22 protein-coding genes, 1 pseudogene and 1 other annotated feature are annotated in these 25,228 nt (G+C 39.7%); of the genes and pseudogenes, 3 read left to right on the forward strand and 20 right to left on the reverse strand.

The features are described from left to right. The first annotated feature begins 73 nt into the window (after window positions 1-73). Complete coding sequence (gene namA, locus RRV45_RS14570; RefSeq protein ID WP_315665416.1) at window positions 74-1,093, forward strand: NADPH dehydrogenase NamA; 1,020 nt, start codon at window positions 74-76, stop codon at window positions 1,091-1,093. A gap of 228 nt (window positions 1,094-1,321) precedes the next feature. On the opposite strand, the gene RRV45_RS14575 is transcribed toward namA, so the two are convergent. From RRV45_RS14575 to RRV45_RS14590, 4 genes are all read right to left on the reverse strand, one after another. After that, on the reverse strand, window positions 1,322-2,272 hold the full coding sequence (locus tag RRV45_RS14575; protein ID WP_315665418.1) for a hydroxyacid dehydrogenase: 951 nt from the start codon (window positions 2,270-2,272) through the stop codon (window positions 1,322-1,324). Between the two features lie 327 nt (window positions 2,273-2,599). Continuing rightward, the gene (locus tag RRV45_RS14580; protein WP_315665419.1) at window positions 2,600-3,619 is read right to left on the reverse strand and encodes an ABC transporter substrate-binding protein; all 1,020 of its coding nucleotides are present in this window, start codon (window positions 3,617-3,619) and stop codon (window positions 2,600-2,602) included. 44 nt (window positions 3,620-3,663) lie between these two features. Continuing rightward, window positions 3,664-4,515, reverse strand: a complete 852-nt coding sequence (locus RRV45_RS14585; RefSeq protein ID WP_315665420.1) for an ABC transporter permease — start codon at window positions 4,513-4,515, stop codon at window positions 3,664-3,666. Window positions 4,516-4,535: 20 nt separating this feature from the next. Beyond that, complete coding sequence (locus RRV45_RS14590) at window positions 4,536-5,372, reverse strand: ABC transporter ATP-binding protein (RefSeq protein WP_315665421.1); 837 nt, start codon at window positions 5,370-5,372, stop codon at window positions 4,536-4,538. 1,190 nt (window positions 5,373-6,562) lie between these two features. On the opposite strand from RRV45_RS14590, the pseudogene RRV45_RS14595 reads away from it, so the two are divergent. After that, window positions 6,563-6,727 (forward strand): annotated as a pseudogene (locus RRV45_RS14595) (NADPH dehydrogenase); the annotation flags it as partial. Window positions 6,728-6,976: 249 nt separating this feature from the next. On the opposite strand, the gene RRV45_RS14600 reads toward RRV45_RS14595, so the two are convergent. The 7 genes from RRV45_RS14600 to mce all read right to left on the reverse strand — a co-directional run bounded on the left by RRV45_RS14600 (window position 6,977) and on the right by mce (window position 14,866). Beyond that, the gene (locus tag RRV45_RS14600; RefSeq protein WP_315665422.1) at window positions 6,977-8,320 is read right to left on the reverse strand and encodes a sodium-dependent transporter; all 1,344 of its coding nucleotides are present in this window, start codon (window positions 8,318-8,320) and stop codon (window positions 6,977-6,979) included. Between the two features lie 116 nt (window positions 8,321-8,436). Continuing rightward, window positions 8,437-8,652: a binding site (T-box leader), on the reverse strand. 66 nt (window positions 8,653-8,718) lie between these two features. Continuing rightward, window positions 8,719-9,651, reverse strand: a complete 933-nt coding sequence (gene rnz / locus RRV45_RS14605) for a ribonuclease Z (protein WP_315665423.1) — start codon at window positions 9,649-9,651, stop codon at window positions 8,719-8,721. Between the two features lie 79 nt (window positions 9,652-9,730). Beyond that, on the reverse strand, window positions 9,731-11,017 hold the full coding sequence (locus tag RRV45_RS14610; protein ID WP_315665424.1) for a DNA polymerase IV: 1,287 nt from the start codon (window positions 11,015-11,017) through the stop codon (window positions 9,731-9,733). 115 nt (window positions 11,018-11,132) lie between these two features. Next, window positions 11,133-11,606, reverse strand: coding sequence for a chemotaxis protein CheW (locus RRV45_RS14615; protein ID WP_315665425.1), 474 nt, complete (start codon window positions 11,604-11,606; stop codon window positions 11,133-11,135). A gap of 104 nt (window positions 11,607-11,710) precedes the next feature. Continuing rightward, window positions 11,711-12,832, reverse strand: coding sequence for a tripeptidase T (locus RRV45_RS14620; RefSeq protein WP_315665426.1), 1,122 nt, complete (start codon window positions 12,830-12,832; stop codon window positions 11,711-11,713). A gap of 69 nt (window positions 12,833-12,901) precedes the next feature. Continuing rightward, complete coding sequence (locus tag RRV45_RS14625; RefSeq protein ID WP_315665427.1) at window positions 12,902-14,452, reverse strand: acyl-CoA carboxylase subunit beta; 1,551 nt, start codon at window positions 14,450-14,452, stop codon at window positions 12,902-12,904. 9 nt (window positions 14,453-14,461) lie between these two features. Next, window positions 14,462-14,866 (reverse strand): methylmalonyl-CoA epimerase, encoded by a 405-nt coding sequence (mce, locus tag RRV45_RS14630; protein ID WP_315665428.1) that lies wholly within the window; start codon window positions 14,864-14,866, stop codon window positions 14,462-14,464. Between the two features lie 230 nt (window positions 14,867-15,096). On the opposite strand from mce, the gene prli42 reads away from it, so the two are divergent. Next, window positions 15,097-15,192, forward strand: coding sequence for a stressosome-associated protein Prli42 (prli42, locus tag RRV45_RS14635; RefSeq protein ID WP_315665429.1), 96 nt, complete (start codon window positions 15,097-15,099; stop codon window positions 15,190-15,192). 51 nt (window positions 15,193-15,243) lie between these two features. Here the strand turns inward: prli42 and RRV45_RS14640 are convergent, their stop codons facing one another. From RRV45_RS14640 to RRV45_RS14680, 9 genes are all read right to left on the reverse strand, one after another. Then, the gene (locus RRV45_RS14640; protein ID WP_315665430.1) at window positions 15,244-15,756 is read right to left on the reverse strand and encodes a L,D-transpeptidase; all 513 of its coding nucleotides are present in this window, start codon (window positions 15,754-15,756) and stop codon (window positions 15,244-15,246) included. Between the two features lie 34 nt (window positions 15,757-15,790). Further along, window positions 15,791-16,774: an aromatic acid exporter family protein gene (locus RRV45_RS14645; RefSeq protein WP_315665431.1), complete on the reverse strand. Its 984-nt coding sequence runs from the start codon at window positions 16,772-16,774 to the stop codon at window positions 15,791-15,793. Window positions 16,775-16,912: 138 nt separating this feature from the next. Beyond that, window positions 16,913-17,635 carry an amino acid ABC transporter ATP-binding protein gene (locus RRV45_RS14650; RefSeq protein ID WP_315665432.1) on the reverse strand — a complete coding sequence of 241 codons (723 nt, stop codon included), beginning with the start codon at window positions 17,633-17,635 and terminating at the stop codon, window positions 16,913-16,915. Continuing rightward, on the reverse strand, window positions 17,628-18,287 hold the full coding sequence (locus RRV45_RS14655; protein ID WP_315665433.1) for an amino acid ABC transporter permease: 660 nt from the start codon (window positions 18,285-18,287) through the stop codon (window positions 17,628-17,630). Before RRV45_RS14655 ends, RRV45_RS14650 begins: the two co-directional genes overlap by 8 nt. Window positions 18,288-18,368: 81 nt before the next feature. Then, a complete protein-coding gene (locus RRV45_RS14660; protein WP_315665434.1) occupies window positions 18,369-19,157 on the reverse strand; it encodes a transporter substrate-binding domain-containing protein in 789 nt (262 codons plus the stop codon). Between the two features lie 294 nt (window positions 19,158-19,451). After that, the gene (locus RRV45_RS14665; RefSeq protein ID WP_315665435.1) at window positions 19,452-19,889 is read right to left on the reverse strand and encodes a BrxA/BrxB family bacilliredoxin; all 438 of its coding nucleotides are present in this window, start codon (window positions 19,887-19,889) and stop codon (window positions 19,452-19,454) included. Between the two features lie 99 nt (window positions 19,890-19,988). Beyond that, a complete protein-coding gene (gene meaB / locus RRV45_RS14670) occupies window positions 19,989-21,110 on the reverse strand; it encodes a methylmalonyl Co-A mutase-associated GTPase MeaB (RefSeq protein ID WP_315665436.1) in 1,122 nt (373 codons plus the stop codon). Beyond that, complete coding sequence (gene scpA / locus RRV45_RS14675; RefSeq protein WP_315665437.1) at window positions 21,103-23,295, reverse strand: methylmalonyl-CoA mutase; 2,193 nt, start codon at window positions 23,293-23,295, stop codon at window positions 21,103-21,105. Before scpA ends, meaB begins: the two co-directional genes overlap by 8 nt. After that, window positions 23,288-25,126, reverse strand: coding sequence for a methylmalonyl-CoA mutase family protein (locus RRV45_RS14680; RefSeq protein ID WP_315665438.1), 1,839 nt, complete (start codon window positions 25,124-25,126; stop codon window positions 23,288-23,290). The genes scpA and RRV45_RS14680 overlap by 8 nt, the downstream gene beginning before the upstream one ends. Between the last annotated feature and the right edge of the window lie 102 nt (window positions 25,127-25,228).

Consider the following 25,228-nt stretch of genomic DNA (forward strand, 5'->3'; position numbering starts at 1 on the left):
GATTGGGGCAGAAGTTTTTTATAAAATGAACTTCCTTGATATACTATTTATGAATTAAAAAAGGAGGATTTTTATGGAAACTAAGCTGTTTTCTCCGTTTACAATTAAAAACACAACCTTTAAAAATCGAATTGTTATGTCGCCAATGTGTATGTACTCTTGCCCTAATGAAGATGGATTGGTGGAAAATTGGCACCGAACTCACTATACAAGCCGTGCTGTCGGTCAGGTTGGGCTCATTATTATTGAAGCTACTGCTGTAACCCCACAAGGACGAATTTCTCCGAATGATTTAGGCATTTGGAGCGATGAACATATTGAAGGATTAAAAGAACTAACTAATTTAATGAAGGAACACGGCTCAGCAACAGGTATCCAACTTGCACATGCTGGAAGAAAAGCAGTTCTTGAAGGAGAAATTATTGCCCCTTCCGCTCTCGCATTCAATGAAAAAATGAAAACACCAAGAGAAATGACTATTGAAGACATTCAAGAAACGATTGAAGCATTTAAGCAAGGGGCCGTTAGAGCAAAAAAGGCAGGTTTTGATGTCATTGAAATTCATGGAGCTCACGGCTACCTTATCAATGAATTTCTCTCCCCATTATCGAACAAGCGTACAGACAATTACGGAGGCTCAGCAGAAAATCGCTATCTTTTCCTGCGTGAGATTATTGATGCCATTAAATCTGTTTGGGACGGGCCTCTTTTCGTTAGGATATCAGCCAATGATTATCATGAAGAAGGTTTAAAAGCAGATGATTATGTGCAAATGGCGCACTGGATGAAAGAACAGGGGGTCGACCTGATCGATTGCAGTTCAGGTGCTGTTGTCCCTGCGAAAATACATACGTATCCAGGCTACCAAGTATCGTTTGCTGAAAAAATAAAGCAAGCTGCCGATATTTCAACAGGCGCAGTTGGTTTAATTACATCCCCGATTCACGCGGAAGAAATATTGCAAAATAATCGCGCAGATTTGATCTTTATCGCGCGTGAGCTTTTGCGGGATCCATATTGGCCAAGAACTGCAGCAAAAGAGCTCGGCGTAAAAATCGAATCGCCTAAGCAATATGAGCGTGGCTGGATCTAAAAAACAAAACAGGATGGAGAACTTTTTCCATCCTGTTTTGTGCTTTTTAAACAAACTTAGTCTGCGGCTGTCAATCCCTTCCAAATTGGCCCGAATCAATGTGTCTGCTGCTAATATTGCATGAGCGCGTTGAAAGCCAATTTTTGTAAAAACGTCAATCGTAAATTGAATTAATTCTGGCTTCAAACCTGTTAATTTCACTAGTTTCTTTTCTCATCTATATATCCCTTATACAAGACATAGCGACCCTTTCCCACCAAGCACTTTTCCAACCTCTTGTGCAACCAATAAGGATATCCGAACTTGAGACTCGGTCGTCAGCCCAGCAATATGCGGTGAAAAAATGACGTTGTCCAATTGTAGCAGCGGGTTCATCTGATCGATCGGCTCCGATTCCAAAACATCTAAATATGCTCCCGCTATCGTTCCCTCTTTCAATGCGCAGTAAAGGGCTTCTTCATCTATAATACCACCCCTAGAAGTGTTTATAATATAAGCCGTTTGTTTCATGGAGGATAGCTGTGACTCAGATATTAAATTTTTTGTTGATGAGGTAAGTGGAACATGTATAGAAATAAAGTCAGCTGAGATTAACACATCTTCCAACATATGTTTCAATTGAACGGATGTTTCTGCAACGATATGATCATATGGGGTTAAGAAAGGATCGTATCCGATCACATTCATGCCGAACGCTTTTGCCCGTTTCGCAACGCGGTGGGAAATCTCGCCGAGCCCAACGAGCCCAATCACTTTATGAAAAATTTCCCCGCCAGTATGTTGCTTCCGGTCCCAGTTTCCTTTTCTAACATCCTCATTTGCTAAAAAAAGCGGCCGGTTCGCCATCAATATTGCCGCCATCACATATTCTGCAACAGAGGTAGCGTTCGCATAACGAGGAACAACGGTTTGAATTCCGCGTTTTTTTGCATCATCTACTGCAATGTTTTCCAATCCGACTCCTAACCTGCCGATTACCTTTAATCCAAGAGCCTTCTCAAGCAGTTCTTTATCTACCTTTGTTTGATTCCGTACTATTAGTGCATCAACATCAATGACTCGCTCTAGAAGGGCCCCGCGGTCCTTCCATAAATGTGGGTCGTAATGAACATCAAAGCCTAGCTTTTTCAATTCCACAAGTCCTTCTTCCCACATTACTTCGGTGACCAATACTTTCATGATATACCCTCCCTAATTTAAATTTTCTTTTAATATCTTGCTGATTCTAATTATTTCTTCGTCACTTACTTGGATTTCAATTCCGTTCGCCTAGATGATTTTAGGTGCGACAATTTTCACAAGTAGTCACAAAACCCCGTGAATATACATCCTTATGCATATTCACGGGGTTTTGCCTTCCTTGTCATTGTCAAATTTAAGCATTTTTGCAAACTGCTCCGGCACCTTTATCATGATGGTATAGAATAAAACTTTGAATTTAAAACATTCAAGCGCCCCGATCCGTGTCAAAAATGATTTAGTCAATAATCACCGTCCGTACGATGATCAGCATTCGCCAGGATTGCCTAGATTCTCATGCAGGATATCCTCACATGCAGGGATTTTGTCGATCATTTTCAACTCCTTCATGACCTCAGCAAAATTGATGAATCCATTGGGCTTGGTAGTATATTGAATATAGTCTTGTGTTATCCATTCTTTGTACTGTTCTGCCGAAGGACTGCCATCGGAATCTTTCGAAAGTATTTCGGCTGCTTGAGCTGGATCATCGTTTAGCAAATCAATCGCTCGTTGAACATTTTTGTATAAGACATCCATTATTTCGCGATTATCGTTATAGTAATCTTCTGTAACCCAAATACTATTGAAGGTGTGTTCCCCGAAAAGATCATAGCTTTTTAAAATTATGTGTGCACCCTCAGCTTCCTCTTGCATTTGGTATGGCGGGGAAGTGAGATGCGCAGTAATTTGATCACTTAAGAGAGCTTGCATAGCGGTTGGGTGCTCTAATGCGACCATATTTTCATCTAAACTTCTTGCGTCACCCAGCTCTTCAAGCGCACCTTTTCGTAAAACAACAGATTGAATTGAATCCAGCCCGGGCATCGCAATTTGATCTTTTGGGCCGAAGTCTTTTAAACTTTTTTTGTTAGGATCTTTACCCATAAGCCATAACTCCATGTTGTCCATTGAGCTCAAAATTTTCCATTTTACTCCCTTATCCCAACCAAGAAGAAAGGGACCAATTCCGCCTGCACCAACCTGAATTTGACCGGCCAGGAGACCATCTCTAATCGCAGCACCCGAAGCCAAGGTTTTCCATTCAATATTCACATTAGGTAGTTCTTCATCAAGCCAAGCCATTTCGCGTAAAATAGTTAATGGAGCATATCCAAGACCCGGTTGAACAACAATGGTCATGTTTTGCTTGGCAACGTTATTATCGCCATCATTTTGATTAGCCGGTTCCGCCGAACCGCCGCCGCATCCAGCAAGAACCAGAAGCATGGTGAATACTATAACCATAATAAAGGAATTTTTCTTTGAACCCCGGACTTTCAACATCAATCAACACCCCTTTTCCAATTTTTGAGATACTGAAGATTTGTTTATTTACCTTGAGCCTTCATACCCCACCTGATAACGGTTTTCTTCTCAATTTGATTGAACAACACATCAAACAAAATCCCAATCAATGAAATCGTCACAAGACCGGCAAACATATCCGGAATTTTTAAGAAGAAACGCGCCTGACTGATAAAAAAGCCAAGACCGCCTCCGCTGCCCGCAACACCAAAAACTAACTCAGCCGCAATAATGGTCCGCCAGCCAAATGCCCAGCCTGTTTTTAGACCAGAGATCATGTGTGGTAAGGCAGCTGGCATGTAAACGTCTTTTACCAATCTCCATCCGCGGAGTCCTAAATTTCTCCCTACCATCAGAATTGTTGGAGAAACCGTGCGAAAGCCCATGCTAACATTGATTGCAATTGGCCATGTGATTGCATTAGCTAGTACAAAAATTAGAGAAGTAGGGGTTAGGCCAAACCAAATAATTGCGAGAGGCAGCACACCTATTGCCGGAATTGGATTTAATACCGCCGTAAGTAGTGTAAGTAAATCATTTCCTATTTGCGTCCAAGTAGCAAGAGTAGTTAATATTGCAGCAACAACAATCCCTATAAACATACCGAGGAGTAATATTTTCATTGTAGCTACAGTTACGCTCAAGAGAGTCCCATTTATCCAATTTTGCCAGAACACTTTTCCAATTTCCGAAGGGCTTGATAAGAGTAAAGGGTTTATATCCATAACCATAAAAGTAATTTGCCACAATAGCAGAATAACGACTAAAAGAAGTGTTTGTCTTGCCCATGCGGGTAACTGGGACCATGAAAAATTATTTCCTTTTACTTTACTTTTCACTGGCGCTTCTTTAAGAACCTTACTTTCTATCGACATATTTGTCACCCCCTATTAATCTAGCTTCCTAACAGTTTACGCAAGTGTTGTTGTATCTCGATGGATTCGTCACTTTCCAAGTTTTTGGCCTTATCTGAAACATTGACAATTTCCGCAATATACGATGGTGGATGAGTAAGTACGATGATTCGATCAGCGAGAAGCACTGCCTCTTCAATACTATGAGTTACAAAGAAAATAGTCACACGTGTTTTTTCAGCAATTAACCTTAGCTCTTCCTGTAAGCGAGTGCGTGTAAGCGCATCCAAAGCACCAAATGGTTCATCCATCAAGAGCATTGAAGGTTCAAGGGCGAGAGCACGTGCAATTGCTACACGTTGTTTCATACCACCAGACAACTGATGAGGAAATAGATCATGAGCCCTTGAAAGATTTGTCATTTCAAGGTAGTATTTTGCGCTTTCAATGGCTTCACTTTTTTTCCGACCGGTGACCCGCAGGGAATAAACTAAATTATCGAAAACTGTTCGCCAAGGAAAAAGTTGATCATGCTCCTGAAAGACAACAGCACGGTCTGGCCCAGGCTCTAGGTCAGTACGTCCCGCAAGTAAAATATCTCCAGCAATAGGCTTGTTAAATCCAGCGATCGTCTTTAACAAAGTCGATTTTCCACATCCAGAAGGTCCGATCATCATTATTGTTTCTCCAGACCGAATATCAAAGCTAATATCATTGATTACTAGGTTAAATTCATTTTCAACTTCGTACCCAATCTTTACATTTTTTACGGATAATATTTGTTGTGGCTGCGCGTGTTCATTTTCTTTTTGCTTACCTGCGTGGGAATCGCCATAAAGGCTTCTATCTAGCGTGGATAATTGTTGTTGATTTCCCATCTCGTACTGGCCTCCTTATAATTTGAAGCCGAACTAATTTTTGTGAATCTGGAAAGTTAAAGCAATTTAATAGTTTTTACTCCTACCTTTTAGGAAATCCAGTCTTCGACATTATGTTCGGACAACAAGTATGTGGTATTACCGATAGTTTTAAAATTTTTTACAAAATTACAAAATAGGTTTTGAAATTGCTCCTAATAAGAATAGCAACCATCTTTTCCAAATTCGCTGTTTTTATCAACTTGTTTAAACGTCCGCCCAACTACGCACCCTTGATACCTCCCTCTACCAAAACGCCAGCCATTTCCAAAGGTATTATACTCCGCCAACTCCGAGAGCCAAGAGGAAACACATAATAAGACTTGAACTAATCGCTTTATGTAAAGGAAGTTTTTTAAAAATAGAGAAGCACCGGAACAACAATAAATCAGACTGCAACTCCCATTATTCAATTTGATGCATGATCAAATTAGCCAGATTAGTTGACGGCTTCTTTTCACCAACAGCTGCAGCTGAACTTGCTTCGCTCACTTCACATGCCTCCTTCATCATAATAAAATATGAAATTTAGGAGTAGGATCATCTCAGGTGCAGTGACCCTACCACTTGGGTATCATTAAACCATTTACGAGAAAATTAGTCAATACTAACTTTTGTGAATTTTCAGAATAAATTATACAAATACTCTATATATACTATTTCGTAAACTATTTGAAGAACTAAATATGCAGTCTCGCATAGCAACAGTTTATTTGATAGAAAGCGTTAAGTGTAGGGAATTTGCACAACCGCTTTGTAAAGACGGATGTAATGATCCCTAAGAAAATACTTTTAAAATATAACGAAGTTTTCAAAAATATTTTTTGGTTACTTTAGGGCTAGACTCCCCATAACTTTAAACGCGTTACCACAGAAAAATAAGCAGTCTCTTAAAATTGGAATACAAGCCATTGTAGCAAGAATACGAGCGATTGTTGTGCAAATACTGGCGATTTGACACGAATTCAATCCATCGTGCCTAATTTAATACAAGCCTTCAACGGTAAAATACCGGCCGTTGAACGTACTCATATAAAAGTCACACAACCCGTCCATTGTACTGGTTTCAGCGTAACAAAAAGCACATCTATTATTCACACTACGTCTTATATTAAAGCTGCCGATATTTTTCAACACGTGCATTCGGCTAAATTACATCCCCGATTCACGCGGAAGAAATATTGCAAAATAATCGCGCAGATTTGATCTTTATCGCGCGTGAGCTTTTGCGGGATCCATATTGGCCAAGAACTGCAGCAAAAGAGCTCGGCGTAAAAATCGAATCGCCTAAGCAATATGAGCGTGGCTGGATCTAAAAAACAAAACAGGATGGAGAACTTTTTCCATCCTGTTTTGTGCTTTTTAAACAAACAAATTATCGCTTTCACAAATAAATCCGGGACTTTCGCAAACAAATCTATAACTTTCGCAAATAAATCCGCAGCTTTCGCAAACAAGTCTACAACTTTCGCAAATAAATCTGCAACTTCCGAATTAAATTGCGCTTTCGCAAAGCTATCTCCGCTTTGAGCTAATATATCTCCGCTACTTTTTCGCTATCTCTCTTATAGAATATCCAAAGAATCTAAAAAGACGATAATAATGACTAGAGGAACAACATATCGCATCAATAAATACCACACAGTAAAAATTAAATGGAATCCTTTTGATCCTTGAATCAATTCGCTTCTTAATAAATCTTTTTTCATTTTAAAAGAAACGAAAATAGAAATGAGGAATGCACCGGAAGGCATTAAAATATTGCTGACTAGAAAGTCTGCGCTGTCGAAAATGCTTTTTCCAAAAAAAGTAATGTCAGAAAGGGTACTAAAGGATAATGCTGATGGAATCCCAACTAAGAAAATCGCGGCTCCTATGAACCATGACATCTTGCCTCTTCCTTTTCCCCTTTTACTAGTAAACGCAGCAACAACGATTTCTAGCATTGAAAACGCCGATGTTAATGTTGCAAATAAGAATAAAGCAAGGAAAAGCAGCAAAAACCAATCGCCAAAAATGATTTTGTCAAATACTGAAGGGAGAACGATAAACAAAAGCCCCGGTCCCGCAGTTGGCTCATAGCCTAGCGAAAACACCGCCGGAAATATCGCTAGCCCAGCAAGAAGAGAAATAAAAAGATTCATTAGTACAACAGATAAAGCTGGCTGAAGCAGGTTCTCCTTTTTCGATAAGTAAGAGCTATAGGTAACCATGACTGATACCCCTACACTCAATGAGAAAAACGATTGCCCCATTGCATAAAGAACACTCTCTGACGTTAAGCTTGAAAAGTCAGGTTTTAAAAAGAAGGTTACCCCATCCATTGCGTTATTCAATGTGAGGGAGCGAAAAATTAAAATGATAAATAATATAAACAAAGCCGGCATCATAATTTTACTTATTTTCTCAATTCCTGCTTGCACACCTCTAGCCACAACAATGATGGTAATAATCAGAAAGATGCCTTGAGCAATAACCACTTGAATAGGACTAGAAACAGTCTTTCCAAACAGAGCTTCGTAATCAACACTCTCAGACGCTCCAATTAAATCGTTCACATTATGATACAAATACTGAATAATCCAGCCGCCGATAACACTATAAAAGGATAATAACAGAAAGCATGTAAACACACCTAAATAGCCAATCCAATGCCATTTTGACCTTGGAGCAATCGCTTTATAGGCTGAAATCGCCTCTTTTCCGGTACTGCGTCCAATGACAAATTCACCTAAAAGAAGCGGAAAGCCGATTAGCAGGGAAAAAATTAAAAATAATAATATAAAGGCACCGCCCCCGCTTACACCCGTAACATAAGGTAGCTTCCAAATCGCTCCGAGCCCGATCGCTGAGCCGGCTGAAGCTAATATAAATCCAATTTTCGAAGACCACTGTTCATCTTGCTGCATAATTGCTCGCTCCTCCTGTAAACCAAATTCTGATGAAATGATAAGTGCCTAAAGTAATATTTTCATTATCCGAAGTTCTTAATTCATCGGCAAAAACAAAAAAGCCACAGCATCTCAAAAGGGACGTGAATATTTCACGCGGTACCACCCTTTTTGAAAGCATGTGACTTTCCACTCAGGCATGTTAACGGTATGACCGTTTTACTGCAAAATAAGCAGCAAAAAAAGCTCCAAGCTGAAATTCGTCTTATTTTTGTGTTAGTTTTCACCAGCCACTAACTCTCTTAAAAACAGGGAAATAAGACTTAATAAATACTCTTCATCACTTTACTAATATAACAATTTAGGTTTAAGTGAGATTATAGTATGAGCTTGTACGGATGTCAACAGGAATATTTTTAATTATCCTTCACAAGCACGATAGGTATCTCTTTATAGTCCATTGCAATTTCGGTATTGGAAAAAATAGTTTCCGATTCCTGAACTAATCGCAGCCAATCGTTACGATCATATCGCGAACTGATATGTGTCAAGCAAAGCTTTTTTACACCTGCTGATTTGGCAACCTCTGCTGCCTGTGTCGTTGTAGAGTGATAATATTCGTAGGCAAGATGCTCCTCGCCCGCGGAAAAGGTTGCTTCGTGAATGAGCATATCTGCCCCTTTAGCCAATTCAACAGCCGACTCACATTTTCGTGTGTCTCCAAGGATTGTCACGATTCTCCCCTTTTGTACCGGTCCCAAAAACTCTGATGGATGAATAACACCGCCATCCTCAAGAACCACCTGTTCCCCATTTTTGATCCTTTTATAAAGGGGTCCAGGCTTTATGCCTGCCTCAAGAAGTTTGTCCGCCAGAAGTGTGCCTGGTCTATCCTTTTCCACAATTCTGTATCCATATGAAGGTATTCCATGCTCAAGAAGCCGGGCTTCAACGATAAATTCCTCGTCTTCAAAAATGATCCCTTCTTCAATTTCAATAATTTCTAAAGGATATTTTAAATACGTTTGGCTAATGGCCAACGATACCTCCACATATTGCTTTATTCCCTTTGGTCCATATAAGATCACTTTCGATTCCCCGCCTTGAAAGGAGCGGCTCGAAAGCAAACCAGGCAGACCGTAAATATGATCGCCATGAAGGTGTGTAATAAAAATCTTTTCAATTCTTCGCGGTTTAATTGATGTATGTAAAATTTGGTGCTGAGTAGCTTCCCCACAATCAAATAGCCAGATCGATCCTCGTTCCTCGAGCAGCTTTAACGCGATAGAAGTTACATTTCTCATCTTCGCAGGCATCCCAGCTCCTGTCCCTAAGAAAAATACATCCATAAAAATTCTCCTTTTTCAGTTCAGCTCATTATTTAAACTATACCATAACCATTCCAGTGGATAGCAACAAGCGAAAACTCTACTCTTTTTCTTTATCTGAATGCGTAGAGAAATCATGGAGAAAATCTTTATTAAAGCTAGTTTCAGTTCCGATGCCTTGCTGCTGTTTCTTTATTTCTGGCATGCCGGCAGCCGTATCAATAATCTGAGATCCATATTTTTCACGCAAATTAGAGAGAGCCTCGAACAATGGCTCCTTCTTCGCTTCCGTTTCATAGCTAAACAGATCAAGCTGTTTAACTGCTTCATTATGTTCTACTAATTCCATGCCTGTGATTCCGAGAAGCCTTACTGGGTCACCGTTCCAATGTTTTAAGAATAATTGTTTTGCCGCTGCAAAAATATCATCGCTTTTTTGAATCGGGTTTTGGAGCTTTTTACTTCTAGTCACTGTTTTTCTATCCTTATAACGAATCATGATACTTACAGCAGCAGCGAGAACTGTTTTTCTTTTAAGCCGTGTGGAAACTGTTCCTGCAAGCTCCTCAATTACACGAAGCAGCTCCTGCTGATTAGTGTTGTCCCGCGGCAAGGTAGTAGAGTTTCCAACACTTTTAAATTCTGTTGCTGCTTCCGGATCCACTATTCTTCGATCAATTCCATTTGCCCTTTCCTTTAGACGGAGACCGTTTATCCCGAGTGTAGATTTAAGCTGGATATCATTTGCAACGGCTAAATCACCTATTGTGTTAATATGAATACTTCGTAATTTTTCTCCTGTTTTCTTACCGACCCCATGCATGTTTTCAACTTCCAAAGGCCAAAGAATATTAGGGACATCTCTTTTTCTTAAAACTGTAATACCCATTGGCTTTTTCATATCGGATGCCGTTTTTGCCAAAAATTTATTCGGTGCAATTCCAATGCTGCACGGTAAATCAAGCTGCTGAAGAATCTGCTTTTGAATTTTCTCAGCAATTTCAGGCGGAGTTCCGTGCTCATAGCTATTTGTTATATCAACATATCCTTCATCAATCGAAACGGGTTCAACCAGATCAGAATATTCATTAAGAATCTCAAACATACCAATGGAAGCGGCACGATATCTATCAAAATTCGGCTTTTTAACAATTAGCTGCGGACATAGCCTTTTTGCCTCCCAGAGCGGCATGGTTGTTTTAACACCAAAGCTTCTTGCCTCGTAGCTGCATGTTATAATGATCCCTCTTCTTTCGGCGGGATTCCCTGCAATGGCAAGAGGCTTCCCTTTTAATGTGGGATCATAGGCCATTTCGACCGATGCATAGAAACTATTCATATCAACATGTAAAATGACTCGGCCATTTTTCGGATACATTTGTTTCATGCTGACACTTCCCTTTATTTTTTCTGATACTATTTTACCAAATCAATAAGGTTCCTTTCATCTTGTAAGGATAATAAAAAACAGAGGATGGCTATTCATCCCCTGTTTGAAAAAATTATGTAACTTTCTGTGATTTCATAAATTCTTGAATTTGTTTGATACCTTCTAATGATTGGACCATTTGCGAAGGGTCTATTAGAGTAATAATTCGAGAATCTAAATTAGCAATACCTGTAAAATAGGTTGTTTTTTTGTATGCGATCAGGCCTAACTGCTTTAACTTTTCTTGAGGTATATCGATAATTTCCTTTGCATCCTTGACAATTACTCCGATAGATAGATCATTTGTCTGCAAAACAATGATCTTTGTTGTTTCATTTGTCAAGGTAGGCTGATTATATAGAACTCTTTCAAAGTCAATAACAGGAATCAAATCTCCTCTTACTTTAAAAACTCCATTCACATAGGCAGGCAAATGAGGGATCGGTGTGATTCCTTCTATTTTTTCTATTGAAATGACAGATCGGACTGGAATCGCATATTCTTCATTTCCAACTTGAAACACAACAACTTTATTCGTCTCTTCCAAAAGCAATCCCTCCTAATCAAACGGGTATTTTCCCCTATACCTATATTACTAAATGGAAAGGGATTTTTGAAGGAATTATTACTTTTTTATGCGCCATTATATAATTACTGAGCCGCAACCTCCTCTACAATAGCAATAACCATTTCTGCTAATTTATATAGCTCCTCAATAGGCATACGCTCATTAGTTGTGTGAATCTCTTCATAGCCGACAGCAAGATTAACTGTTGGGATACCGAAACCAGCAATAACATTGGCATCACTGCCTCCACCGCTTTTCAGCAATTCACAGCTGCGGCCGATTTTTGCTGCAGCCTTCCTGGCCACCTCGACAACATGATCGCCTTCACTAAACTTGAAGCCAGGATACATGACTTTAATTTCAACGTTAGCCTTTCCGCCCATTTCCTCAGCAGCACTTTCGAAAGCTTCTTTCATTTTGCGGACCTGCTCTTCCATTTTTTCATTCACTAACGAGCGCGCCTCTGCAAAAATATCTACTCGGTCGCATACAATATTCGTTTGAGTCCCCCCCTCAAAACGGCCAATGTTTGCAGTTGTTTCCTCATCAATACGGCCTAAAGGCATTCTCGAAATGGCTTTTGCAGCGATTGTGATTGCGGAAACTCCCTTTTCTGGCGCTACTCCTGCGTGTGCCGTTTTGCCGTGAATTGTCGCATTCACCTTCGCTTGTGTTGGAGCAGCGACAATAATATTTCCGACCTTGCCATCACTGTCTAGCGCATAGCCATACTTTGCTTTCAGGAGAGATGAATCAAGAGCCTTTGCACCTACTAGACCTGACTCTTCCCCAACAGTAATAATAAATTGGATGGTGCCATGGGGAATACTTTGTTCTTTCAGGATCTTAATGACTTCAAGCATAACGGCAAGTCCTGTTTTATCATCTGCTCCTAGGATGGTTGTCCCATCTGTCACAACATAGCCGTCCTTAATAGATGGTTTAACCCCTTTAGCAGGCACAACTGTATCCATATGAGAGGTGAAATAGATAATGTCTACGCCCTCTTTTGTTCCAGGCAGCGTACAAATCAAGTTGCCTGCACCGTGTCCTGTTTGTGCTATTGTGTCATCCTCAAAAACTTCAACGCCAAGATCAGAAAATTTTTGTTTTAATACCTTTGCAATTTTGGCTTCATATTTTGTTTCTGAATCAATTTGAACAAGCTCTAAAAATTCATTTAGCAAACGTTCCTGATTAATCATGCTATTTTCCTCCAATAATTTACGTTTAGTACCTGTCTATTATAAATATCAAATTGTGCAACTCCAACCTTAAAGCGGAATATTCCCGTGTTTCTTCTTCGGTCTGGATTCTTGCTTATTCCGCAGCATCTCAAGAGCTTGAATAAGTTTGATTCTTGTTTCACGAGGGTCAATGACATCATCCACCATTCCTCGGCTAGCAGCAACATATGGATTAGCAAACTTTTCACGATATTCTTCAATTTTTTGCGCCCTAGTCGCTTCAGGATCTTCACTGTTTTGAATTTCTCGGGCAAAAATAATATTGGCAGCCCCCTGGGGCCCCATTACGGCAACCTCTGCATTCGGCCAAGCGAAAACCAGATCAGCACCAATCGCTTTACTATTTAAAGCCACATAGGCCCCGCCAAACGCCTTTCGCAAAATCACCGTTAGCTTCGGAACGGTTGCTTCAGAATAAGCATATAAAATCTTAGCACCGTGGCGAATGATTCCCCCATGCTCCTGTTTTACACCAGGGAAAAAGCCTGTTACATCCTCAAAGGTGATAATTGGAATATTAAAGGAATCACAGAAACGAATAAATCTCGCCGCCTTATCAGAAGAATCGATGTCAAGACCGCCTGCCATGAATTTTGGCTGGTTGCATACAAGTCCAACGACTTCACCCTTAATTCGCGCTAAGCCAACGACAATATTCTTTGCAAAGTCCTGATGAACCTCCATAAAAGATGCATTATCAACCACCTGCTCAATAACCTTGCGCACATCATAAGGACGTACAGCATCAAACGGGATAACATCTGTTAAATCCGGACGATAATCATCATCTTTATCAGCCTCAAGCATTGGCGGTTTTTCTTCATAATTTTGCGGCAAATAACTTAATAAATGGCGAACTTGTTCAATGACTTCCACCTCTGACTTGCCTTTAAAATGCGCATTGCCGCTAATTGTATTATGTACGCTTGCTCCGCCTAAATCCTCTGAAGAAATCTTTTCTCCTGTAACCGTCTCAATTACCTTAGGTCCCGTAATAAACATTTGGCTCGTATTTTCGACCATAAACACAAAATCTGTGATCGCTGGCGAATAAACTGCCCCGCCTGCGCACGGTCCCATAATGACGGAGATTTGAGGAATCACACCAGAATAAATCGAATTTCTGTAAAAAATATGTCCATAGCCATCTAAAGACACAACACCTTCTTGAATTCGCGCACCACCGGAATCATTCAGACCGACAAATGGTGCCCCATTTTTTGCTGCTAAATCCATCACATTGGCGATTTTCTTCGCATGCATTTCACCAAGTGCCCCGCCGAAAACCGTGAAATCCTGGGAAAATAGAAAAATTGGTCTGCCATTTACTTTTCCATACCCAGTTACAACCCCATCTCCAGGGCCCTTCTGTTCATCTAGCCCAAAATCCGTACAGCGATGCTCAATAAACGGATTTAGCTCGACAAAAGTCCCTGGGTCCACTAGTAAATCAATTCGCTCTCTTGCTGTGAGCTTCCCTTTTTCATGCTGCTTTGCAATTCTTTCATCTCCCCCGCCAAGTTCAATTTCTCTTCGGCGGTCATATAATTCATTAATCTTTTCATAGATGTCTGCCATGATCCTGTTTCATCCTTTCCTTTCGCAAAATTCATAAAGCACTTTTCCCGTAGATTTCGGATGCATAAATGCAATCTGTGCTCCACCTGCACCCATTTTTGGAGCGTCATTTAGCATGGAAATTCCTTTTTCCTTCATTTCATTAATCCGATCCTGGATTGAATCCACACCTAATGCTACATGATGAAGACCTTCACCACGATGCTCAATAAATTTTGCGACAGCGCTTTCAGAACTAGTCGGCTCTAATAATTCAAGCTTCGTATCCCCTGCTTTCAGGAAAGCAACTTTAAGCTTTTCACTTTCTACCTCTTCAATGCCAAGCAAAGGGAGCTTTAGAATATCCGTATAAAAAGGCAGTGCCTCCTCGAGTGAGCGGACTGCTATCCCGATATGATCGACTTTTTTAATCATCTGTTCCCCTCCAAATGCTATCCTTCTAAAATTATAATCTTTTCAATACTAAAGTTAAACTTTAATCATGAATAGGATTCTTCACATAGTCCGAAAAGCTTGCAAAAAAACAGTCCTATTATGTATTCTCTAAATATGTCGAAAAATCCTTTCTAACTCGAGCGGTTGTTCATTTTGATTTTTCCTAGTAAAATGTAAGTAAGAGAATACAGATTAAAGGGGGAATTCTTTTGTCTAATAAAAAAGCACGTAAGATCATCGTTTATTTAATGATTTTTGCCATGCTGGCATCTTCATTGTTTGTTGGAGCCTCAATGTTTTTTTAATAGATTTAAAAAGCAGTGGATTTCATATTATTATGAAATCCACTGCTTTTCTTATTGTATCGCCCCGTAGGAACGCCCGAGCGTCTCAAAATTTTCGGGGGAGGAAACAATTAATATTTTCGTACCAACTGGAACCAAATCATATAAAGATTCAACTGCTTCATTTTGCAGGCGGATACAGCCTTGAGAAACATATTTTCCAATGGATGAAGGATTATTTGTCCCATGGATTCCATAAATTCTCCCATCTGTTTCTGCTGCATCAAATCCAATCCACCTTGTTCCTAATGGGTTCTCGGGATCACCGCCGTTAATATCTTTTTTCCGATAATAAGGATCCTTCGCCTTTACCGTTATTGTAAAAAAACCTTCAGGTGTTAAATCCTCTGTCTTGCCAGTTGCCGCAGCGATCACCGTTTGGACTTTATTGTTATGAATAAATGCGACTTCATTTGTTTTTTTGTTGACAATAATAAATGGGTCGCCTGGCACCGGATTTTGCCCTAGAGGCCAGATCGGCGAAATTGCAAGTACCATCATCAACGTATAAATGAGATTAACCATGTGATCACCAACCTTTTAGAAGTTAGTTTTCACTTTACTCATTGTGAACATGCACCTTTTTTCCGATCGGGAGCTCTTTTGTCGAGCTTTTAATCGATAAATATTCCCCAATTTCGCGTGTAAATTGCACAAGAGCAGCCCGTGCTTCAAATTCAATCCTCGTTTTTGGCAATTCCATATTTTTAAAAGATTCATTCATTGCATTAAGCTTTTCTAAATATATATGGGCAGTATTTCCTGAATGAATATTTTTGGATAATTCCTCGATGAAATCAGCAACCATTTCTCCTTGTTCAACTGTATAGGAAATAGAGGTAACGATTGGAAGAACCCGTTCAATAATTTCAAATTGTTTTTCTCTCATTTTAAAATAATGGTAATAAACATTTTCATCGCGGAGAAGATGATTTTCTACATCCCGATAGGAAAGGGCTTCAGCCTCCTCTATAAGCCTTGCCGTTTCCGTAATTTCCAACCCATCCCAGTTACTCTCATTTACCCGAAGATAGATAACAATCTCTTCAAAAATCCGTTTGAAATTTTCTTCAATTTGCATTTGATATTCTCCAAGCTTCTGATCGAGGCTTGGCATAAAAATATTTGCAATTAGGGCAACACCAATTCCGATAGTAATGATGCCAATTTCATTTAAAACTAAATCGAAAGTTACTTGTCCAGCAGTGTATAAGTGCAAAATTGTCACGCAGCTTGTAACAATTCCATCACTTACCTTAAGCATAACAGTCATCGGAATAAAAAATAACAATAAAAGTCCTATCATTAAAGGATGATAAGCAATCCCTTCAAAAACAATCATAGATAGAACGATTGCCAAAATACCAGCAATGAAGCGTTCTATTGAAGCTTGTAAAGATTTCTTCTTTGTAGGCTTTATACAAAGAATCGTAATAATCCCTGCCGAAGCAAAATTATGAAAACCTAATATTTGGGCTAAAATAATAGCTGCCGTTGTGCCAATAGCGGTTTTTATCGTCCGATAGCCGATTCGAAACTTCATAGTTTAATTACTCCTAGTCAGATCCATTTATATGCGAACAATTATAAGCTTCCAAACAAATTATGTCCAAAAAAAAGAAGATGATCAATAGAAATCACCTTCTTTTCTTAAAAATCGTATTTTATATTTTTTACATGGTTACAGAACTTTTTGCAAGAAATCTTGAGCTCTTTCAGATTTAGGACTAGCAAAAAATTCATTTGGCGGTGCATCCTCCACTAGCACCCCTCCATCAAGAAAGAGCACTCGATCGGCAACCTCTTTAGCAAATCCCATCTCATGGGTAACAATCGCCATGGTCATTCCTGTGTGTGCCAACGACTTCATAACATCCAACACTTCCTTGACCATTTCAGGATCTAGTGCTGAGGTTGGTTCGTCAAACAGCATCACTTCAGGCTTCATCGCAAGCGCTCGAGCAATCGCCACTCGCTGTTTTTGCCCCCCAGATAAGCGGTTTGGATATTCAGTAGCTTTTTCGGATAACCCAACCTTCCTTAACAGCTCTAACCCGATTTCTTCTGCTTCCTGCTTTGAAATGCCTTTAACCGTCATAGGAGCATACGTTAAGTTTTGCAGAACCGTTTTATGAGGGAAAAGATGGAAATGCTGAAAAACCATCCCTACATTTTGACGGACTTTCATAATATTTGTTTTCTTGTTTGTAATATCCTGATCTCCAATCCAAATTTGTCCAGCTGTCGGGCTCTCCAGTAAGTTAATACAGCGGAGAAAAGTTGATTTCCCAGAGCCTGATGGGCCAATAATGGCAACAACTTCCCCTTCTTTTATCGTTGTTGATATCCCTTTAAGCACTTCCAGTTTGCCGAATTGCTTATATAATTTTTCAATTTTAATCACCGCGTCTCATTCTCCTTTCAACTGCTTTTCCGAGGAGTGTTAGCGTAATAACCATTACATAATAAATCAAGCCAGCTAATAATAATGGTTCAAAGAAACGATATGTGTTCGCCCCGACTTGATAAGCTCTGCGCATAATATCCATCACCCCGATGGTTGTTACAATCGCGGATTCTTTTGTTAATGTAATAAATTCATTCATAAGTGCGGGCAAAATATTTTTTAATGCTTGAGGTAAAATGATATTAAGCATCATCTTGTTGTACGGGACACCAAGAGCCATGGCAGCTTCTCTTTGACCTTTGTCAACAGCAAGAATTCCTGCACGAATAATTTCGGAAATATATGCTGCAGAATTCAGACCAAAAGCTAGAACAGCAGCAAGGTAAGGTTCAATTTGATAGCCAAATATTTGCGGAGAGCCAAAATAAATAATCATCAGCTGCAGAACTAGTGGAGTTCCACGGAAAATTGAAGTATAGGCATCCGCGAACCATAATAGTGGTTTTATCGAACTAATCTTAAATAATGATAAAATAATTCCCAATACAAACCCTAATAGACCGGCTGCTGCTACGATTTGAAGTGTTATGGTAATCCCCTTTATCATGTATGGAAGGGAAGGGAGTATGGAAGTAAAATCTAAATTCATCCGGAAGCTCAGTCCTCTCTCTTACAATAAGGGCAAAAAAGGGCTGTCCTTTAGGACAGCCCCTCGCCGCCAGTTCTTATATTACTGTTCTTCAAAATACTTTTTAATAATCGCATCTACTTCGCCGTTTTCAATCATTTCTTTCAATACTTTATTGAAGTCAGCAGTAAGCTCACTATTCTTCGGCATAGCAATCGCATATCCGCCATCAGCGTCTTCAACAGTAAACCCTTCAATGTCAGGGTTATTATCTAAGTACCCTTTAGCAACTGTATCTTCAATAATTACCGCATCAAAACGGCCAGCTTTAATTTCTTGAATTAATTCAGGGATACGGTTGCGGTTTTCCACAGTCATTTCCACTGTTTCAGCTAATTCATTCGCTTTTTCTTCCTGGATCGAACCTAATTGAGCACCGATCTTTTTGCCTTTAAGATCCTCTACCTTCGTAATTCCACTATCTTTCTTAGAAATAATCATATGTTTTGAAGTATAGTATACTTCACTAAAATCTACACTTTGCTTTCTTTCTTCTGTAGCAGACATAGCTGCCATAACGAAATCAACTTGACCAGATTGCAGAGCCTGAATTAAGCCGCCAAAATCCATATCACGAACTTCAAATTCATAGCCTAATTTTTCCGTTACTGCTTTAGCAATATCAATATCGATACCAATAATGTCATCGCCTTTAGCTGTATCGATATATTCAAACGGAGGATAATCTCCGGATGTTCCCATGATTAATGTTTTCTTTTCTGATTCTTTTTTCTCTGAACCATTTGATGAAGGTTCTTCACTTGTTCCACAAGCAGCAAGTAAACCCATTAATAGAATACTAACAAAAAAATAAGAAACTATTTTTTTCACATTCATTTCCCCCTATATCTTTCTGAAAATTAACATTATTGAAATATATTATCGTTGATTGTCTATTAATTTTCAAGTACTCTGCGAAAAATTAATATTTATTCAACTAAATGTATTTTAACACATACTAATAATTATGCAATATATTTTTTCGATATACACTATTTTACTATTCTGATAAATCTTCTTTTAAAAAACATTAGTAGTCTTTTATATTTTATATGAATAAATATACGTATTTCCGAATATTTATAACAAAAAACATACAAAAGAAAAAGCCCCTAAAAGGGACTTTTACAGATCCTCACAATATTGTTCAAAAGCATTTTGCAATTTTTGAACGACAGCCATTGGTTCGTGTCCTTCGATTTCATGACGTTCAATCATCGCACAAAGCTTTCCATCCTTTAACAATGCGAAAGAAGGAGATGATGGCGGATACCCTGTAAAATACTCTCGTGCAGCTGCAGTAGCCTCTTTATCCTGTCCAGCAAATACTGAAACTAAATGATCTGGGCGCTTATCATAGTGAACTGAGTGTGCTGCTGCAGGTCGTGCAATTCCACCGGCACAGCCGCAAACAGAATTAACCATTACTAGAGTAGTTCCTGATTTTTTTAGAGCTTCCTCAACCTCGTCTGGTGTTTTTAGCTCTTCATAACCAGCAGCTACGATTTCTTTACGTGCCTGATTAACGACATCCGTCATAAATAAATTAAAATCCATATTCATTTAAATTGCTCCTCCTGTTTTCAAAAGTTTGCCATACTTACATCATACCAATAATTAAACATTCTTTTCAATGCAACTGCCCGATAGAATGCTTTTCATTTATAAATTTTTCATATAAGCCTCAAATAATTCTCCCACTGCTGAAGTGACAGTGCGATTTCCTGCAATAACTTCGTTTTCCATCTTTGGCAGCAGTTGCTTGACGTCCTGATGATAGAAAAAACTATATTGCAGCTGATCAATGATCATAGAGTAAATCCATTCCTTTGTCTGCACTCTTCTACGCTCCTCAAAAACACCCGTTTCTTTCGTATGCTGTTCAAAGGCTTTAATTGATTCCCAGATTTCTTCCATTCCATCATTGTACTTGGCCGAACAAGTAAGCGCTTTAGAAGACCAGCCTTTTGTTGCCGGCTGCAGGAAATGGAGGATCCGGCTATATTCGGATTTTGTTTTTAAAGCAAGCTTTTTATTTTGTCCATCCGCTTTATTAACAACAACGGCATCTGCCAGCTCCATGATTCCCTTTTTCATCCCCTGAAGTTCATCCCCTGCCCCAGTTAATGTCAAAAGCATAAAAAAATCAACCATATCTCTGACAATTACTTCACTTTGTCCAACACCAACCGTTTCAATAAGAATGACATCAAAGCCTGCTGCTTCACAAATTAGCATCGTTTCCCTCGTTTTTCTATGAACTCCACCGAGCTTGCCAGCAGAAGGGGAAGGGCGAATATAGGCTCTTGGATTTCGTGAGAGCTGTTCCATCCTCGTTTTATCACCGAGAATGCTTCCTCCACTAATTTTCGAGCTTGGGTCAATGGCGAGAACCGCTACCTTCAAGCCTAAATCACATAAATACGTTCCGAACGCTTCAATAAAGGTGCTCTTTCCTGCCCCTGGAACACCAGTTATCCCAATTCGAAGGGCTTTCCCCGAATACGGGAGGAGCTGCTGCAAAAGCTCTTGAGCCTTTCGAAAATGGTGCTCCGCATTGCTTTCAATTAGAGTAATGGCTCGGGCAAGTATTGAACGGCTTCCTGCAAGAATGCCTGCTGCCATTTCATTATAATCCAGTTCAATCTTATTCTTCTTTTGAAATCTAGTATTCTTTGTATACCCTAAGCTCTCCTGCGGCAATTCAACACCCTTCCTCACAACACTTGTAAAGCTGTCAGGATTTGTGCCATCAAACCATTCAGGTTTTTTCTCTTTATCCATTTGCTACTTCCTCGTAACCTAATCGATTATAAATCTCGCGAATGACTTTTTGCGCTGCCACAGGAATAACGGTTCCAGGCCCAAATATAGCTGCTGCACCTTGTTCATATAAGTATTGGTAGTCTTGGGCTGGAATAACCCCGCCTATAACGACTAGAATATCTTCCCTGCCAAGCTTTTTAAGCTCTTCAATTAGCTGAGGAAGAAGGGTTTTATGACCTGCCGCCAATGAACTAATCCCAATAACATGAACATCATTTTCAACTGCCTGTCTCGCTGTTTCCTCAGGTGTTTGGAATAATGGACCAATATCCACATCAAAGCCTAAATCCGCAAATGCTGTTGCAATGACCTTTGCTCCACGGTCATGTCCGTCCTGTCCCATTTTGGCTATAAGAATACGCGGTCTTCTTCCTTCATTTTCTAAGAAGTCGTCCGTCATCGTCTTCACTTCTGCAATTTCTTCTTCATTAGAAAATGCAGAACTATAAACACCGCTTATTGAACGAATGATCGCTTTATGACGGTTGGCCACCTTTTCGATAGCAGTGGAAATTTCGCCAAGCGTTGCCCGCGCTCTTGCAGCTTGAACAGCTAGCTCCAGCAGATTGCCATCTCCTGTTTCGGCAGCCTGCGTAATCGCTTCAAGTGCCTCAGTGACCTTTTCTTCATCACGTGAAGCCTTCAACGTTTCTAGCTTTTCAATTTGCTTTAAGCGGACTGCGGTATTGTCTATATCCAAAATCTCAATGGGCTCTTCTTGTTCAAGCCGGTATTTATTTACACCGATAATCGTTTCTTTTCCAGAGTCAATCTGTGCTTGTCTGCGTGCTGCCGCCTCTTCTATTTTCATCTTTGGCAGCCCTGTTTCAATGGCCTTTGCCATTCCGCCGAGATTTTCAATTTCTTCAATATGCTCCCAAGCGCGTTTAATTAATTGATCTGTCAGTGACTCAACATAATAAGAACCTGCCCATGGGTCAATAACGTTTGTTATACCTGTTTCCTCTTGAAGATATAGTTGTGTATTTCTGGCAATCCGTGCGGAAAAATCAGTTGGCAACGCGATAGCTTCATCTAGAGCATTTGTATGAAGTGATTGAGTGTGTCCCATTGCCGAAGCATGTGCTTCAATTAATGTCCTCGTTACATTATTAAATGGATCCTGCTCGGTTAAACTCCAGCCCGAAGTCTGAGAGTGAGTTCTAAGTGCCATTGATTTAGCATTTTTCGGATCAAAGGTTTTCATCATTTTTGCCCAAATAAACCGGGCCGCACGCATTTTAGCGACTTCCATAAAGTAATTCATGCCGATTGCCCAGAAGAAAGATAGTCTTGGAGCGAAAGAATCGACATTTATTCCAGCCTTCAAACCAGTTCTGACATACTCCAACCCGTCAGCAAGTGTATAAGCTAACTCGATATCAGCTGGTGCTCCCGCCTCCTGCATATGATAGCCGGAAATACTGATGCTATTAAACTTTGGCATATATTTAGACGTATATTCGAAAATATCAGCAATAATTTTCATCGACATTTCCGGGGGATAAATATACGTATTCCTTACCATATATTCTTTTAATATATCATTTTGAATCGTGCCTGCTAATTTGTCCTGGCTAACCCCCTGCTCCTCTGCCGTTACAATAAAGAAAGCCATAATCGGAAGTACTGCACCATTCATCGTCATGGACACAGACATTTGATCTAAAGGGATGCCGTCAAAAAGCGTTTTCATATCTAAGATAGAATCTATCGCTACTCCAGCTTTTCCTACATCTCCAACAACTCTCGGATGATCAGAATCATAGCCTCGATGTGTAGCAAGATCAAACGCAACTGATAAGCCTTTTTGTCCCATTGCCAAGTTTCGCCGGTAAAAAGCATTACTTTCCTCAGCCGTTGAAAATCCAGCATATTGACGAACCGTCCAAGGGCGGTTTACATACATAGTCGGATAAGGTCCTCGAGTATATGGAGGCAGGCCAGGTGCACCATCCATATGCTGTAAACCTTTAAGATCGTCCTCAGTATAAAGAGGTTTTATCGCAATCTGTTCATTCGTTTCAAAAAGAAGATCATCAATCGAAGCGTTAATTTCAGCCTCTGCGTTCTTTTTCCACTCTTCCTTAGATGGTTTCTGTTCATCAAAAAGAGGAATGCTCTTAAAATCTGGCTTATTCATTGCTTGCCGCCTCCATTTCTTTTAAAAGAGAAGATAGGAGTTCATAACAATTACTGCGAAGGTGAATAAATTGCTCGACCCCAGCTAGTTTATATTGGTCCTGCGTATCCTCATCCGGCAGACCGGCAAGAAAAATTTTTACGTTCGGCTGTTTTTCTTTTATTAACCTGATTATTTCAAGACCTGATTCGTCATACTGTTTATCCGTTCCGCAAATAACATAGTGATTAAGCTTGGAGTCGATCACGAATTGTACAGCTTTTTCCGATTCAACAATATTCGGACTTTCGTATGCGTGAATCCCGCCCGGGGCAAGTAGACCAGTAATAAAGTCCTTTCTTGCTTTATGGGCCTTGAATTCCCCTAAACAAATTAATCCAGCTGCAGGCTTATACCCTGCTTTCCCCATTCCTTCCGCCAGTTTGCGAAGTTTTTCAAATGGCTCTGATAATCGGACTTGAGGGATGCCTCCTTGATTAGCGTTAGCGCTTTCATCTAACTGTAGTGGAGTGTCACTTAGATTTGCATAAACATTTGTACCAATTATACTTTTCTTTCTTGTGAAAATATCTGCACTTCTTTTAGCCAAGACCTCTGCAATTTGAGATTTTATCCATCCAGAAGTCAAACTTTTTTCAAGCCCACCTTGATCATCAATTTCCTGAAATAATGTCCAGGCTTTTTCGGAAAGCTCCTCTGTTAAACTTTCAATATACCAGGAGCCCCCAGCAGGATCGATTACTTTTTCTAAATGAGCTTCGTTTTTTAAGATTAATTGAGTATTTCGTGCAATGCGGTCAGAAAAAGGTGTGGACTCTCCTTCTGGTTCATTAAATGGACTAACATGCAAGTATTGAATTCCTCCAAGGACTGCAGCAAAAGCTTCATTGCCTGCTCTTAGAATATTTACATACGGGTCATATACAGTTTTCGTAAAAGCTGAAGTTTCGGCAACAATGACCATACTATGATCTTGAGGTTTAACTCCATATGCTTCCACAACCTTATTCCAAAGAATCCTTGCAGCACGAAGCTTAGCTATTTCCATAAAAAAGTTTGCACCAACGGAAAATTTAAAAACCATTTTACTAAAGATTGTTTCCAGCTTTAATCCTTGATTAAGGAGCTGTTGAACATGGTGAACACCTGTCGACAATGCCAAAGCTAGTTCTTGAATAGCATTTGCACCGGCGTTATGGTATACATTTGTGTTAACAAGGATGGTGCGAAGATTTGGCATGCTGCTGTCAGTTAATAAAATCATATTAGCAATTTTTTCGTAAGCAGCTTTATTTATTGTTGTTCCATTTAAAGCGGATGCCGCTAAAGGATCAAAGGCCATATAGCCGGAAATCTTTTCACTATCAGGCAGCTTCGATAGTTCTGTAAGAATTTCTGCCTTATTTTCATTTATTTCAATAGAAAAAGGATATTTAGTATATACCCCCTCTACTAAACTTATAAAATCTTTAATGGTAACCTTATCAGCATCAATGGCAATGACGGATTGGCCTTTTTTAAAAGATGCAAGAAGATTTTCCCTGAGGCACTCTCCTTCTTGCGCCACAATCTTTTGGGCAACCTTCCAATCCTGTGAAAGATAACCGAGAGAATTGGAGCCCCTTCTGTAGTCTGGCAGTCCTGGAAGATGAGAGGCTTTTTCGTTATCAAAATCCTCTTTTGTATAGAGAGGCTTTAATTTAATATTTTCATACGTATTTGTGTTTAAGGAATTTACAGGTTTCCCTTTTAAGGCTTCCACGGCTTTCTGCTCCCAATCACTAAGGGAAAACATATCAAATGATTCATTTATCATCTTTTTTATTGTCATTATCACTGTCCTTGCAGACAGCTTCCCCTCCCTCCGTATGCTTATAAGACCGTCCATTCTTTGATAGGAAACTAAAGCTGAAAAGCTATAGCTTGGAACGGA

Origin of the sequence: Bacillus sp. DTU_2020_1000418_1_SI_GHA_SEK_038 (genome assembly GCF_032341175.1) — a bacterium.
In the GTDB taxonomy this organism is placed as follows: domain Bacteria; phylum Bacillota; class Bacilli; order Bacillales; family Cytobacillaceae; genus Cytobacillus.